Origin of the sequence: Bradyrhizobium sp. BR 1433 (assembly GCF_051547665.1) — a bacterium.
GTDB lineage: Bacteria > Pseudomonadota > Alphaproteobacteria > Rhizobiales > Xanthobacteraceae > Bradyrhizobium > Bradyrhizobium australafricanum.
Genome location: NZ_JBPUGG010000001.1, coordinates 4,598,157 through 4,610,815, shown reverse-complemented (window position 1 = coordinate 4,610,815; position 12,659 = coordinate 4,598,157). Strand labels below are relative to the sequence as shown.

Sequence of the window (12,659 nt, the reverse complement as noted above, 5' to 3'; positions counted from 1 at the left end):
CCACAAGGAGAGAGAGAATGGCCAAGGTTTTGGTCGTGACGTCTGGAAAGGGGGGCGTCGGCAAGACGACCTCAACCGCCGCGCTCGGCGCGGCGCTCGCGCAAATGGGTCAGAACGTCGTCGTCATCGATTTCGACGTCGGCCTGCGCAACCTCGATCTGGTGATGGGCGCGGAGCGTCGGGTGGTGTTCGACCTCATCAACGTGGTGCAGGGCGTTGCCAAGCTGCCGCAGGCGCTGATCCGCGACAAGCGGCTGGAGAATCTCTGGCTGCTGCCGGCGTCGCAGACCCGCGACAAGGACGCGCTGAGCGAAGAGGGCGTCAAGCACGTGATCGCCGACCTCAAGACCAAGTTCGACTGGATCCTGTGCGACAGCCCGGCCGGCATCGAGCGCGGCGCGACGCTCGCGATGCGCTACGCCGACGAGGCCGTCATCGTCACCAATCCGGAAGTGTCGTCGGTGCGCGACTCCGACCGCATCATCGGCATGCTCGATTCCAAGACGGTCCGCGCCGAGCGCGGCGAGCGCGTCGAGAAGCATCTTCTGGTCACCCGCTATGATGCCGGCCGCGCGGCGCGCGGCGAGATGCTGTCGATCGACGATATCCTGGAAATCCTTGCGACCCCCTTGCTCGGCATCGTCCCGGAAAGCCAGGACGTGCTGCGCGCCTCCAATGTCGGCTGTCCGGTCACGCTGAACGCAGCAAGCAGCGCGCCGGCGCGGGCCTATACCGACGCGGTACGCCGCCTGATGGGCGAGGCGGTGGAGATGACCGTGCCGGTTCAACGCAAGAGGTTGATGGATCGGCTACTGCGACGGAGGGCGGCATGATGAACGTAATGCGGCTGTTCGGCGGCCGCGCCGCATCGGCGCCCGTCGCGCGGGAGCGGTTGCAGATCCTGCTTTCGCATGAGCGTGGCCGGACCGGCGCGCCAGATCTCCTGGAGACACTTCGCTCGGAAATCCTGAGCGTGGTTTCCAAGCATATCGACGTCGACCCGACAAGGTCGTGGTCCGGATGGACCGTGGCAAGTTCGTCTCGATGCTCGAGGTCGACATCGAGGTTCCCAATGGCGTGCAACGATCAAAGATGGTGGCGGCCACATGACGGCAGACAGCGATAGCCACATTGCCTGGCAGCGCGCGCAGCTCAAGAAGCTGCGGGCGGCGTTGAAGGCGATCGAGGCCGATCAGCTCGGCAAGGCCAATTGCGGCCGCGCGACGCAGATGACGATCGACGAGTTGCAGCGCAAGATCGGCGAGTTGGGCCGCTGCATCGCGGAGTACGAGCGCCGCACCCGTCGTCCGCTGGCGACGGATCTCGGCAGCCTCGCCAGCGTCAGCTGGACGCACTGGAACGCCAACATGCCGATGGCCAAGGCGCCGCGCCACCGCGCGTGAGAGCTGGTTGTGACTGCTTGCTCCGTCATTGCGAGCGAAGCGAAGCAATCCATCCCTCCGCGTATGCGGAACGATGGATTGCTTCGTCGCTTCAGCGCAAAATTGCTTTGCAATTTTGTCGCGAGCTCCTCGCAATGACGGGAAGAGACAGGCGACCTACAGCAAGAACGCCAGCGCGCTCTCGCAACTATCCTCGATCTTGAGGGTAAGCAGCTCGTCGGCGCGGGTGCGGCCGAGATTGACGGCGGCAATCGGCAGGCCGCGCTGCTCCGCCATCCGGACGAAGCGAAAGCCGGAATAGACCATCAGCGAGGAGCCGACCACCAGCACGGCGTCGGCCTGCTCGAGATGCGCCTGCGCCGACGCGACCGTATCGCGCGGCACATTCTCGCCGAAGAACACCACATCGGGTTTCAGCACGCCGCCGCAGGCGTCGCAGGCCGGCACCACGAACGACGAAAAATCCTGCTCGAGATCGGCGTCGCCGTCGGGAGCGTCGGCGGCATCGAGCGTGAGCCAGGCGGGGTTTCGTTGCGCGAGCTCGTGCTGGAATTGTTCGCGCGGCATCGTCGCGCCGCAGCCGAGGCAGCGCACCACGTCTAATTCGGCCGTGCAGGTCGATCACCCGCCGGCTGCCGGCGGCCTGGTGCAGGCGGTTCGACATTCTGGGTCAGCAGCAGCTCGCAGCGCCCCTGCTGTTCGAGCTTGGCCAGCGCGCGATGCGCGCCGTTCGGCGCGGCGCGGCCGAACCGTCGCCAGCCCACCATGCTGCGCGCCCAGTAGCGCTGCCGCGTCGCCGCCTCGCCCAAGAACGCCTGGATGGTCACCGGGCGCGTCCGCTTCCAGTTGCCGTCGCTGTCGCGATAATCAGGAATGCCGGAATTGGTGCTGCAGCCGGCTCCGGTCAGGACAAACAGGCGCTGGTGGCCGGCGACGAAATCCTCGAGGGCGGGGTGTGGCATGGCAGCACATCTAGTGCGGCGCACGCACCTGCGCCAGATGTGGGGCCTGCCGCGAGCGGACCTTTCACGCCGCCTCTGCGTTGACGGCATGGCATCCGAGGCGTGGTGCTGCGCGCGCCTGTCTGCCTGGCGCAATTGCCGACGGAGTGATCGATGCGGCCGGGATTCATCGTCGTCGTTTGCGGGCTGATGTCGCTGGCGCTGTCGCCGTCCCATGGTCAGGATGCGGGCGTGTCCGGCGAGCAGGCGTTCAACAATTCCTGCCGCACCTGCCATACGGTCAAGGACGGCGACAACCGCGTTGGCCCGAACCTGCACAATGTCGTCGGCCGCAAGGCCGGTCGGTTGCGAGCTTTGCCTATTCGGAAGCGATGAAATCATCCGACATCGTCTGGGATGAGAGCACGCTGCTGCGTTTCATCGAGGATCCCGAGGCCGTGGTGTCGGGCAACGGCATGAAGCCGTATACCGGCGTGCGCTCGGCGGAGGATCGCGCCAGGATCGTGGCGTTCCTGAAATCCCCCGGCAAGTGACCGTTGGCGGAAGGCCGGTCTCACCGTGCCGGGACGACGAAGACCTGGCCGGGATAGATCAAATTGGGATTGCGGATCTGCTGCGAGTTGGCCCGATAGATCACGGCGTAGCGCTGTCCGGCGCCGAATGCGCGCTGGCTGATCCGCCACAGGCTGTCGCCGCGGGCGACGGTGGTCGTGGTGATCTTCGGCACGATCACGGCGGAGGGGGACTTCACATCGGATGCGGTGGCGGTTGCCGCCGCGGCGAGCTGCGGTTTGGCCACATCCGCACGGCCGGGCGAGGTTGGCGATGCCGGGATCGATGCGGTCGTCATCGTGTCCGGAACGTTGAACGGCACCTCGGCCCGCGCGCGGACCTTGCCGGAGGTGGGGTCGACGTCGTCAAGCCGCACCTGATAGTTGCCGGCGGTCACGCCCTTGTTGATCGTGACCGAGAGATGCCCCGCCTCGTCGGCCGTCGCGGACGTGATCAAGCTGCCGTTGAGATAGAGCCGGACGGTCGCGCCGGGAACTGCCTGACCGCTCACATGGAGCTTGCCGTCCGGTTCGGTCTGGACGGCCTCGATGGCCACTTTCCCAGCCGCCGGCGCCGTGGCCGCAGGTTGCGACAGCACGCGGACCGGTTTGTCCGGTGCCATCAGCGCCACCATCGGGCGCTCTCGCGTCGCAGCCTCGAGCGCCACCGCCACGCTTTGCTTGGAGGTCACCTGCTTGCCGTCGCGCGTCATGCGCAGGGTCAGGTCATAGTTTCCCGGCGGAAGCGGGTGCGGGACCATGACGAACTGGCCGGATTTGTCCGCCACGACGCGATCGTGCACCTCGCCATTGCGCAGCAGTTCCACCGTCGTGCCCGGTAGCGCCTGGCCGGCAACAACGGTCTCGCCGGTCGGCTCGATGTTGACGACGTCGAACTCCGGCACCGCGTCGCCGCCTGGTGCCGTCGCCGGTCCCGCCAGCACGTCGGCCAGGGCCGCGGTCTCGGTTTGCGCCTTTGCCAGCGCGGTCTTGTTTTGGTCTCGCGCCGGAGGCGCTGGCGCGGATGGTGCCGTCGCCGTCAAAGGCGTGCTCCCGCCCAGGATTTGCTGGGTTTGGCGGATGCCGAAGACGAGCGCCGCCGTGCCGCCGGCGGCAAGTGCCAGCAACGGAATGACCAGTCGGATCGCCGTGGCGTTCATGATTGTCATCCGCGGATGATGTCCCCCGCGCATCCGCGCGCGACCCCCGCCCCCCGCGGGGATTTAGTGAGAGACTGCGCCGGTTTGCGCCGGCCATCAAGTCGGATGAAGGGATTACTTCTCTCGGGCAGGCCGGCTGGCCTGGCGGCTCGCGGCGCCCGGCCCGTCAGGTTCAAAACTCCAGCGCCGCATTGTCCACCACCTCCTTCATGACGAAGAAGGTGCGGGTCTGCCGCACGCCGGGCAGCGCGATCAGCTGATCGCCATGGATGCGCTTGAAGTCGTCGACGTCGCCGGCGCGGATCTTGAGGAAGTAGTCGAAATCGCCCGCGACGAGGTGGCAGTCGAGCACGCATTTCGAGCTTCGCCACCGCCTGCTCGAAGCTCGCAAAGCTTTCCGGTGTCGAGCGGTCGAGCACGACGCCGACCATCACCAGCGTGCCCTTGCCGAGCTTGCGAGGCGCCACCATGGCGCGGACGCCGCTGAGATACCCCTCGTCGAACAGCGCTTGCGTCCGGCGATGGCAGGTGGCGGGGCTGACGCCGACCTGATCGGCCAGCTCGGCATTGCTGAGCCGGCCGTTCTTCTGCAGCAATCTCAACATCTTGAGGTCGATGCGGTCGAGTTGGGCGGACATGGAAGAATCTCTCAGCATTGGCGAATTTTGTGAGAGAAAGCATATCATCTGGGCCAAATCCGGCAATCTTCAGGAACTGCGCGAGCTGAGTTAGAGAGCACCTTTCGCGCCAGGGGTGATAGCTGTGGCCGCCGTTTCAGACCACCAAAGAGGATGCCAGCATGCTGGAGAAGTTCGCGCGCTATCCACTCACATTCGGGCCGACTGCCATCGAGAAGCTCGATCGGCTGTCAAAGCATCTCGGCGGCAAGGTCGAGCTCTATGCCAAGCGCGAGGATTGCAATTCCGGGCTCGCCTTCGGCGGCAACAAGCTGCGCAAGCTCGAATACATCATCCCCGATGCGATCGCCTCCAACGCCGACACGCTGGTCTCGATCGGCGGCGTGCAGTCGAACCACACCCGCATGGTCGCGGCCGTCGCGGCCAAGATCGGCATGAAGTGCCGGCTGGTGCAGGAAAGCTGGGTGCCGCATGAGGACGCGGTCTATGATCGCGTCGGCAACATCCTGCTTTCGCGCGTGATGGGCGCCGATGTGCGGCTGGTCGACGAAGGCTTCGACATCGGCATCCGCAAGAGCTGGGAGCAGGCGATCGAGGAGGTCAAGGCCGCGGGCGGCAAGCCCTACGCGATTCCGGCCGGCGCCTCCGTGCACAAATATGGCGGGCTCGGCTATGTCGGCTTCGCTGAGGAGGTGGGCGCGCAGGAGCGTCAGCTCGGCGTCAAGTTCGACTACATCATCGTCTGCACGGTGACCGGCTCGACCCATGCCGGCATGCTGGTCGGCTTCGCCGCCGATGGGCGCGCGCGCAACGTGATCGGCATCGACGGTTCGTTCACGCCCGCGCAGACCAAGGCGCAGGTGCTGTCGATCGCGCAGAACACCGCAAAGCTGGTCGAGCTCGGCCGCGACATCGTCGAGGATGATGTCGTGCTGATCGAGGACTACGCCTATCCCGCCTACGGCGTGCCGTCGGAGGAGACCAAGGAGGCGATCCGGCTCAGCGCGCGGCTCGAAGGCATGATCACCGACCCCGTCTATGAGGGCAAGTCGATGCAGGGCATGATCGATCTGGTGCAGAAGGGCTTCTTCCCGGCCGGATCGAAGGTGCTCTACGCCCATCTCGGCGGCGCACCGGCGCTCAACGGCTACGCCTACGCGTTCAGGAACGGCTGAGGCGGGCGGCCTTCAGATTTCGTGGCTTCGTAGCCCGGATGCAGCGCAGCGAAATCCGGGGATCGCATTCTTACCTCCCCTTGAAAGGGGGAGGTCGCTTTGCTCGCAGAGCAAAGCGGGTGGGGATCTGCTCTCTCCGCTTGCATCATCGCCTGCGGCTGACCCCCATCCCGACCTTCCCCCATCCGTTCCATGTCCCACGTCAGGTCCGCGTCAGCTTCGCCCGGTATTTTTGCCGGGCCGGGCGAGTTGGGAGACCATCGCGTGAGGATGAATGCATTCGGCCGAGCCATCGCCGCGCTCGGCACTGGCATCGTCGCCGTGGGGCACTGGGTCTGGACCTACCAGGGCCAGGGTGCCGCGCCGCATCCCCGCCTGCTGGCGATGAATCATGCGGTCGAACTCTACGCCGGCATCTTCCTGATCGGCGTCGGCGTCCATGCCCTCGCATCCTGGTACTGGTTCAGCGATCCAAATCCGCCGGCGCGCTCCTCGGTCGGGGAGCCGCAGTAGCGTCCGCCTTGGCGGCAATGCTCCGGTTGAGGTGCTGTCCTGGTTAGGGCACTCGTACAGGGGAATTAGGACATCTGATGCCCGGTGGAATCTGGAAATGGGACACAGCCGCTGACTGACATACGCTAAAGCGCCCGCTGATCCGACGTGTAATGCTTTGAACATTATGTTCAGGACCGATTTAGATGGCGTCGAGTTCAGCCTCATAGGCTTGGCGGGGATATCGCTCGTCGCGTTCATCATCAGCTTAGGCTGGCTTCTGATCGGCTGAACTGCCGTAGCTCATTGGAAACGTCAACTTGGCCTTAGCGCTCTCCCGGCGCTGGGGCCGTTTTCTAATCAGGACACTTCCAAAATCAACTTGGGACACGGGGCCTAAATGCGGACAGCACCCCGGTTGAGATGCTGTCCCAGTTAGGACATTCGCTTGGGGAAATCAGGACACTCATTCACATATGCAAATGCCCTTCCGTACCATCGAGGTTCTAGCTCACGCGGGGGTGTCCATAATCTTTCCCTACCCCACGGGCGCTCCTCGGCCTCAGCCTCCTTGCCCGAGTGCTGGGGCCGTTTGCTTGAGTGCCGCATCGCATCTGCGATGAAACGCAAGCTGACTTTCCTATGCAAATGCGGGAACAGACCTATTGGGCGCAGGGTCGCGTTCTCATGGGAATGACAATCCCTCTGGCCCCGGCGCTAGCTACGTGCCGGGGCCGCCTTATTCTCAGCGGCGCGGCAAGGCGGCCTCAGCGTTCGTTCCAACGCGCTGGGGCCGTTTCCTTGAGGGCGTCACGGGGAACAGTTTCGCTGGAGGGCCTGATTGATCGCCACTCTCTACGTCGCCATCTCGGATTGGTGTGCCAGCATACGCGATTGGGCTGCGACGTTCCGGACAATGGCGCGCTCGGGAGCGAGTAGCTTCAAGGCCACATCATCACACTGCGCTGCCATCGCTCGCATCTCTTCCGACGTCATGGTGTCGTATTAGAGGGCGCTTCGACCGGGGCTGCATTTGCCTATGTTTCAGCCCCAAGCCGGGGATTGTGCCGGAGATTCAGCCGCGAGCTTGCGGAGAATGGGTCGCAACTACAGGAAGGGACGCGCCGCTCTCATTTGGCGTGACGGCTAACTCGGAAGCAGAAGTGCGCGAGCGATTTGAATTGAGCTTGCGCCGATGGATCGAGATCATAAAACGGAGAGGCCGCCAACTGAGGCGGCCTTACTCAACGACGCCTTTGATATCGGACTTTCGCCGGAACAGTTTTATTTGTCCGATCAGCGGTCGGATCAGATATTTTAGAACAAGGCCAAGACCTATGATCGACACCAGGATTGGCCAGTAGGCCAAGATCGCAAGAACGGCCAACCATTCCGGGCTGCGCCGCTCCGGCCAATAATACACCGACGCCGCGATGACGTGGGCCACCAATAGCGCGGCCCAAATGGCTAGCGCGACGATGACGGGCTCATCGAATGTCCACGCTTCCCATGCGGCTTCACCCGGCCCTGAAGGCGCGCTTTCGCTTTCCATGGCTTGCTCGACCTCCCTCAGCTTCCAACCCCTGCGATGGCGGGCTTATTCCATGCGGAATGCTAAGGGAGACGGTAGCGGAGGCTGGAACTCCGTTCACCCACGGAGAACCCCGGTAACACTTCTGCCCTGGAGGGAGAACACTTGGCGGATTGCAAAAGCCAGAACATCTGGCGTGCGACTCAGTAGTCTTGCCGAGAACATCGGCCAAGCTACGGTTTTCGTTCGCTTAATCGGAATTAGGAACTCCAAGATTCAACTTGGGGACACCGGGGCTTAAATACGGCCAGTACCTCGGTTGACATAGGAACATAATAGGAACATAGGTTCTGTAACCTGAGGGTGTGGCGATCGCCTCATTTGCGGCGGACTTGCGTGGCCGCAGGACCAAAGACCAAGCCGCGCACCACTTGCGGATGAATTTCGCCGCCTCCTATGATGGGTTGTGGCTGGGGGAGTGCGCGTCATGAGAGTTGCGATCTGGGCGGCCGTTGCGGCCGCGTGGCTGTTTGCGTCTGCAACTCCGTCGAGCGCCCGCGGTCCCTACGGCTCGATCACGGTCGGCAACTGGAAGGGCGGCGCTTTCACCAACGACAAGAATGGCGCCTTCACCCATTGCTCGGCGGGCACCACCTATCAAAGCGGCATCTTCTTCATGGTGTCGATCGCCGAGAATGGCAGCTGGCGGCTCGGCTTTGCCCATGACAGCTGGCGTCTGACGCCGGGCGAGGCCTTTCCGCTGGCGCTGACCTTTGACGGCCAGCCGGCGTTCAACGTCTACGGCATGCCGCTCGGCACCCAGCTCGTGAATGTCGAGATGCCGGTGAATTCCAGCCTGATCAACCAGTTCCGCAAGGCGCGCCAGATGACGGCATTCGCGCAGAGACAATTGTTTCAGTTCAACCTCAATCAGACCGCGCAGCTGTTGCCGACTCTGCTCAACTGCGTCGTCTCGGTGAAGAAGAACGGCGTCTCCAATGCCGGCGAGTTCGCTGTCGCGACAAAGCCTGCGGCGGCGGCGCCGCAGCAGGCTGCAGCACCCAGCGCGCCGCCAGCGAAGCAGGCGAGATCGGGGACCGGCACCGGCTTTGTGGTCAGCAGCAGCGGCCACGTCGTCACCAATCACCATGTTGTCGGCGGCTGCAGCGAGATCACGGGCAACCTGAGCGGCGAGGCGCCGGTCAAGCTGCGCCTGGTGTCCGATGACGAGACCAATGATCTCGCGTTGCTGCAGGCGCCGACCCCTTTCAAGGATGTCGTCAGCCTCAGGCAAAACCCCATCCTGGTCGGCAACGGCGTCGTGGCGATCGGTTATCCCTATCATGGATTGCTGACATCCGATTTCACGGTCACCACGGGCATTGTCTCTTCGCTGAGTGGCATCCTCAACGATACCCGTCATCTGCAGATCAGCGCCGCCGTGCAGCCGGGCAACAGCGGCGGTCCGCTGTTCGACCTCACCGGCGCGGTGGTCGGCGTGGTGGCTGCCAAGCTCGACGCGGTCAGGATGGCGCGGGCGACGGGGACCATCCCGGAGAACATCAACTTCGCGATCAAGACCGGCGCACTGCGCGACTTTCTCGACAACAGCGCGGTGGCGTACCGGACCGCCGAGTGGCGCGAGGAGATGAAGAAGGAAACCGCCGAGATTGCCAAGAATGCGCGCGGCTACACGCTGCTGATCACCTGCACGGTGAACGAGCAGAGCGCGAACGCGAAACGGGGAAACTGAGGCCTCCGCCACTCCCTCTCCCCGTCCTTGGGGCAGGGCGACTGCATCTGGCTACCGGCCACGCGTCTTTCCTTGCGACGTCCGGGCAGCCGCCGACTCCTTTGCATGGGGTTGTTTTCTATATTTTGGCAATGGGCGCCTGCCAGGTACGGGCGGAGCTCAACCGAGCCGCCGCAGCGTATGCACCGTGATCTCGGCCGGGCAGTTCAGCCGCACCGGCGCCAGGCTGGTGCCTGCGCCGGCCGATGTGTAGCCGGCAAGCGCGCCGAACCGCCAGGCGCCTCGGCCCATCCGGCGCGGCAGCCGCGCCTCCAGCTTGATCGCGATGCCGCCGGGCAGGCAGAGCTGACCGCCATGGGTATGGCCGCTCAGCATCAGGTCGAATCCGGCCGCCGCCGCCGCGCGGTAGGATTCCGGCGTATGTGCCAGCAGGATCGAGAACGCATCGCGCGGGATCGCCGCGGCAGCCTTTGCAATGTCGTCGGTGCGGTAGAAGTGCGCGTCGTCGATCCCGGCGAGGTGGATCGTCGCGCCATCGCGCGTGATCGGCTCCTGCTCGTTGAACAGCATCCTGATGCCCATCGCCTCCAGCGCCGGCGTCATGCGGATGCTGTCATGATTGCCGAGGACGCCGTAGAGCGGCAGCTTGATCCGCGCGCACAGATCCCGCATCAACATGAGGCTCGTTTCAAACGGACCATATGTCTTGCCGCGGTAGTCGCCGGTGAGAACGCAGATATCGCAGGCGATGTCGCGCACGATGTCCATCAGATGCCGCATCGCGTCCTGGCTGATGTCGGCGTGGAGATCGCTGAGATGCAGGATGGTGAAGCCGTCGAACGCCGCCGGCAGGCGCGCCGACGTCACCAGATTGCGCCGCACTTCGACCCAATTGGCGTTGCGCCGCGCGCGGCCGTGCAGGCCGGTCACCTTGAGCGCGGTCTCGATGATCCGCGGCGCCAGTTTCCAGTTCTCGACGTTGAACAGCAGCGTGCCCTGGCCGAACACCTGCTTCTCTTGCGCGGCCTCGATCCCAAGCCGGCGCACGACGTGATCCGCGCCGATCCGCTCGACCAGTCCCTGCAATGCCGTATCGGCCATCGTCCCCCGTGCGGCCCGCGATGCGAAGCGCGGACCGGCGCGACACTATCATGCGCAATCCCGTTGGGGATACCGCCGGCACTCAGACCACGGGAACCCGCTTCGCGGCGACCGCGGCCGGCGAGATCACCTCGATGTCGAGCGGCACCTGCCAGCGCTCGGTGAAGCGCACCTGCGGCGGCGCATTGCCGTTGCGCCCACCCTGCAGCACGAAGCCGTCGTAACCCGAGTTCATCACCTCATTGCACTTCTGCACATAGATCGGGAAGCCGCCGATATAGGGCATGAACACGCGGGGACGGCCCGGGATGTTGGCGCCGACATACCACGAGCTGCAGGTCGAGCGCAGCGAGACCGTGGAGACGTCGTTGACATGGGCGACCCAAGCGTCCTCGTCGTCGCGGACCGCCTCGATCGTGCCGGCGCCGATGTCGCGCATATGACTGATGCAATCCGCCAGCCAGTCGACATGCTGCTCGATCGCCTGGATCATGCTGGCGAGCACCGACGGGCTGCCGGGCCCGGTGATCATGAACAGGTTCGGAAAGCCCTCGGAGGCAAGGCCGAGATAGGCGCGCGGGCCCGCCCGCCATTTCTCGGCCAGCGTCTGCCCGCCGCGGCCGGTGATCGCGATCTTGTCGAACGAGCCGGTCATGGCGGCAAAGCCGGTGGCGGAGACGATCGCGTCGAACTTGTATTCGGTGCCGTCGACGATAATGCCTTCCGTCGTGAAGCGCTCGATCGGCGTCGTCGACACGTCGACCAGCTTCACATGCGGCAGATTGTAGGTTTCGAAGTAATTGGTGTCGACGCAGAGCCGCTTGCAGCCGAACACGTTTCGCGGGCACAGCAGCTCGGCGGTGGCGGGATCCTTGACGATGCCGCGGATCTTCTCGCGCGCGAAATCGGCGATGGTGTCGTTGGCGGCCTTCTCGAACAGGAGATCGCCGAACGCGCCGAGGAAGGGCAGGCCGCCGCGCTGCCACGCTTCTTCGTATTGCTGCTCGCGCTCCCGCTCGCTCGCCTGCAAGGCGGGCTGGGCGTTGAACTGGAAATAGAAGCCGGTCGGGCGCGCACGGGCCTTGGCACGCAGCTCCGGATAATGCGCCTTGGCTTCCCTCAGATATTCCGCCGACAGCCGCTCGTTCCATGCCGGCACCGACCAGGTCGCGGTGCGCTGGAACACGGTGAGCTCGGAGGCCTGCTGCGCGATAATCGGGATCGACTGGATCGCCGACGAGCCGGTGCCGATCACGCCCACGCGCAGGCCGCTGAAATCGACGCCCTCATGCGGCCATTCGCCGGTGTGATAGATCGGCCCGCGGAAATCCGCCATGCCCGCGAAAGCCGGCCGGTTCGGCGCCGACAGGCAGCCGACCGCCATGATGCAGAACTTTGCTGTGACCCTGTCGCCGCGGTCGGTCTCGATCAGCCATGTGCCTGCCTGCTCGTCGAAGGCCGCCGCGGTGACGCGGGTGTCGAACACGATCTGGCTGCGCAGATCGAAGCGATCGGCGACGTGATTGGCGTAAGCGAGAATTTCGGGCTGCGGAGAATACTTCTCCGACCAGCTCCAGTCCTGATCGAGTTCCTCGGAGAACGAGAAGGAATATTGCAGGCTCTCGACGTCGCAACGCGCGCCGGGATAGCGATTCCAGTACCAGGTGCCGCCGACGCCGCCGCCGGCTTCATAGACCCGCGCGGTGAAGCCGAGTCCGCGCAGCCGATGCAGCATGTACATGCCGGCGAACCCGGCGCCGATCACCACGGCATCGAACGTTCCGGTCTCGGCAGGGCGCGCAGCCTTGCGCGCGGTGCTCTCCTGAGCCATGGGCCGTCTCTTCCCTATATCGTTATGTCTTGCCCGCGTCTCGTTGGACGCGATGGGCAAAG

At 64.5% G+C, this 12,659-nt stretch carries 11 protein-coding genes and 3 pseudogenes; 8 read left to right on the top strand and 6 right to left on the bottom strand.

The genetic code is table 11. The annotated features are described in order from the left end of the window. Positions 1 to 17: 17 nt before the first annotated feature. From minD to ACSKB9_RS22350, 3 genes and pseudogenes are all read left to right on the top strand, one after another. Positions 18 to 833 (top strand): septum site-determining protein MinD, encoded by an 816-nt coding sequence (gene minD / locus ACSKB9_RS22360; RefSeq protein ID WP_438075786.1) that lies wholly within the window; start codon positions 18 to 20, stop codon positions 831 to 833. Next, positions 833 to 1,110 (top strand): annotated as a pseudogene (gene minE / locus ACSKB9_RS22355) (cell division topological specificity factor MinE). The gene minD and the pseudogene minE overlap by 1 nt, the downstream one beginning before the upstream one ends. After that, positions 1,107 to 1,403: a hypothetical protein gene (locus ACSKB9_RS22350; RefSeq protein WP_438075785.1), complete on the top strand. Its 297-nt coding sequence runs from the start codon at positions 1,107 to 1,109 to the stop codon at positions 1,401 to 1,403. The pseudogene minE and the gene ACSKB9_RS22350 overlap by 4 nt, the downstream one beginning before the upstream one ends. A gap of 156 nt (positions 1,404 to 1,559) precedes the next feature. Here the strand turns inward: ACSKB9_RS22350 and ACSKB9_RS22345 are convergent. Next, positions 1,560 to 2,365 (bottom strand): annotated as a pseudogene (locus ACSKB9_RS22345) (NAD-dependent protein deacetylase). A 153-nt stretch (positions 2,366 to 2,518) separates the two neighbouring features. On the opposite strand from ACSKB9_RS22345, the gene ACSKB9_RS22340 reads away from it, so the two are divergent. Continuing rightward, positions 2,519 to 2,740: a c-type cytochrome gene (locus tag ACSKB9_RS22340; protein ID WP_438075784.1), complete on the top strand. Its 222-nt coding sequence runs from the start codon at positions 2,519 to 2,521 to the stop codon at positions 2,738 to 2,740. After that, positions 2,737 to 2,898 carry a c-type cytochrome gene (locus ACSKB9_RS22335; protein ID WP_438075783.1) on the top strand — a complete coding sequence of 54 codons (162 nt, stop codon included), beginning with the start codon at positions 2,737 to 2,739 and terminating at the stop codon, positions 2,896 to 2,898. Before ACSKB9_RS22340 ends, ACSKB9_RS22335 begins: the two co-directional genes overlap by 4 nt. A 20-nt stretch (positions 2,899 to 2,918) precedes the next feature. Here ACSKB9_RS22335 and ACSKB9_RS22330 read toward each other — a convergent pair whose 3' ends face one another. Both ACSKB9_RS22330 and ACSKB9_RS22325 read right to left on the bottom strand, forming a co-directional pair. After that, positions 2,919 to 4,076, bottom strand: a complete 1,158-nt coding sequence (locus tag ACSKB9_RS22330; RefSeq protein ID WP_438075781.1) for an Ig-like domain-containing protein — start codon at positions 4,074 to 4,076, stop codon at positions 2,919 to 2,921. Positions 4,077 to 4,248: 172 nt separating this feature from the next. Next, positions 4,249 to 4,714: pseudogene (locus tag ACSKB9_RS22325) on the bottom strand (Lrp/AsnC family transcriptional regulator). A 161-nt stretch (positions 4,715 to 4,875) separates the two neighbouring features. Here ACSKB9_RS22325 and ACSKB9_RS22320 point away from each other — a divergent pair. Beyond that, on the top strand, positions 4,876 to 5,889 hold the full coding sequence (locus ACSKB9_RS22320) for a 1-aminocyclopropane-1-carboxylate deaminase (protein WP_438075779.1): 1,014 nt from the start codon (positions 4,876 to 4,878) through the stop codon (positions 5,887 to 5,889). A gap of 270 nt (positions 5,890 to 6,159) precedes the next feature. Continuing rightward, positions 6,160 to 6,402, top strand: coding sequence for a hypothetical protein (locus ACSKB9_RS22315; RefSeq protein ID WP_438080345.1), 243 nt, complete (start codon positions 6,160 to 6,162; stop codon positions 6,400 to 6,402). A 1,219-nt stretch (positions 6,403 to 7,621) separates the two neighbouring features. Here ACSKB9_RS22315 and ACSKB9_RS22310 read toward each other — a convergent pair. Further along, positions 7,622 to 7,933: a hypothetical protein gene (locus tag ACSKB9_RS22310; RefSeq protein ID WP_438075777.1), complete on the bottom strand. Its 312-nt coding sequence runs from the start codon at positions 7,931 to 7,933 to the stop codon at positions 7,622 to 7,624. A 466-nt stretch (positions 7,934 to 8,399) separates the two neighbouring features. Here ACSKB9_RS22310 and ACSKB9_RS22305 point away from each other — a divergent pair, with 466 nt between their 5' ends. Beyond that, on the top strand, positions 8,400 to 9,665 hold the full coding sequence (locus tag ACSKB9_RS22305) for a S1C family serine protease (RefSeq protein WP_438075775.1): 1,266 nt from the start codon (positions 8,400 to 8,402) through the stop codon (positions 9,663 to 9,665). Positions 9,666 to 9,824: 159 nt separating this feature from the next. Here the strand turns inward: ACSKB9_RS22305 and ACSKB9_RS22300 are convergent, their stop codons facing one another. Next, the gene (locus ACSKB9_RS22300) at positions 9,825 to 10,766 is read right to left on the bottom strand and encodes a metallophosphoesterase (protein WP_438075774.1); all 942 of its coding nucleotides are present in this window, start codon (positions 10,764 to 10,766) and stop codon (positions 9,825 to 9,827) included. Positions 10,767 to 10,848: 82 nt separating this feature from the next. Beyond that, entirely contained in the window at positions 10,849 to 12,597 is a 1,749-nt protein-coding gene (locus tag ACSKB9_RS22295) for a flavin-containing monooxygenase (protein ID WP_438075772.1), read from the bottom strand. Positions 12,598 to 12,659: the final 62 nt, after the last annotated feature.

What these genes read in the sequence shown, in the direction of transcription:
- minD (WP_438075786.1), top strand. Translation starts at nt 18, where the DNA reads ATGGCCAAGGTTTTGGTCGTGACGTCTGGAAAGGGGGGCGTCGGCAAG.
- ACSKB9_RS22350 (WP_438075785.1), top strand. Translation starts at nt 1,107, where the DNA reads ATGACGGCAGACAGCGATAGCCACATTGCCTGGCAGCGCGCGCAGCTC.
- ACSKB9_RS22340 (WP_438075784.1), top strand. Translation starts at nt 2,519, where the DNA reads ATGCGGCCGGGATTCATCGTCGTCGTTTGCGGGCTGATGTCGCTGGCG.
- ACSKB9_RS22335 (WP_438075783.1), top strand. Translation starts at nt 2,737, where the DNA reads ATGAAATCATCCGACATCGTCTGGGATGAGAGCACGCTGCTGCGTTTC.
- ACSKB9_RS22330 (WP_438075781.1), bottom strand. Translation starts at nt 4,076, where the DNA reads ATGAACGCCACGGCGATCCGACTGGTCATTCCGTTGCTGGCACTTGCC.
- ACSKB9_RS22320 (WP_438075779.1), top strand. Translation starts at nt 4,876, where the DNA reads ATGCTGGAGAAGTTCGCGCGCTATCCACTCACATTCGGGCCGACTGCC.
- ACSKB9_RS22315 (WP_438080345.1), top strand. Translation starts at nt 6,160, where the DNA reads ATGAATGCATTCGGCCGAGCCATCGCCGCGCTCGGCACTGGCATCGTC.
- ACSKB9_RS22310 (WP_438075777.1), bottom strand. Translation starts at nt 7,933, where the DNA reads ATGGAAAGCGAAAGCGCGCCTTCAGGGCCGGGTGAAGCCGCATGGGAA.
- ACSKB9_RS22305 (WP_438075775.1), top strand. Translation starts at nt 8,400, where the DNA reads ATGAGAGTTGCGATCTGGGCGGCCGTTGCGGCCGCGTGGCTGTTTGCG.
- ACSKB9_RS22300 (WP_438075774.1), bottom strand. Translation starts at nt 10,766, where the DNA reads ATGGCCGATACGGCATTGCAGGGACTGGTCGAGCGGATCGGCGCGGAT.
- ACSKB9_RS22295 (WP_438075772.1), bottom strand. Translation starts at nt 12,597, where the DNA reads ATGGCTCAGGAGAGCACCGCGCGCAAGGCTGCGCGCCCTGCCGAGACC.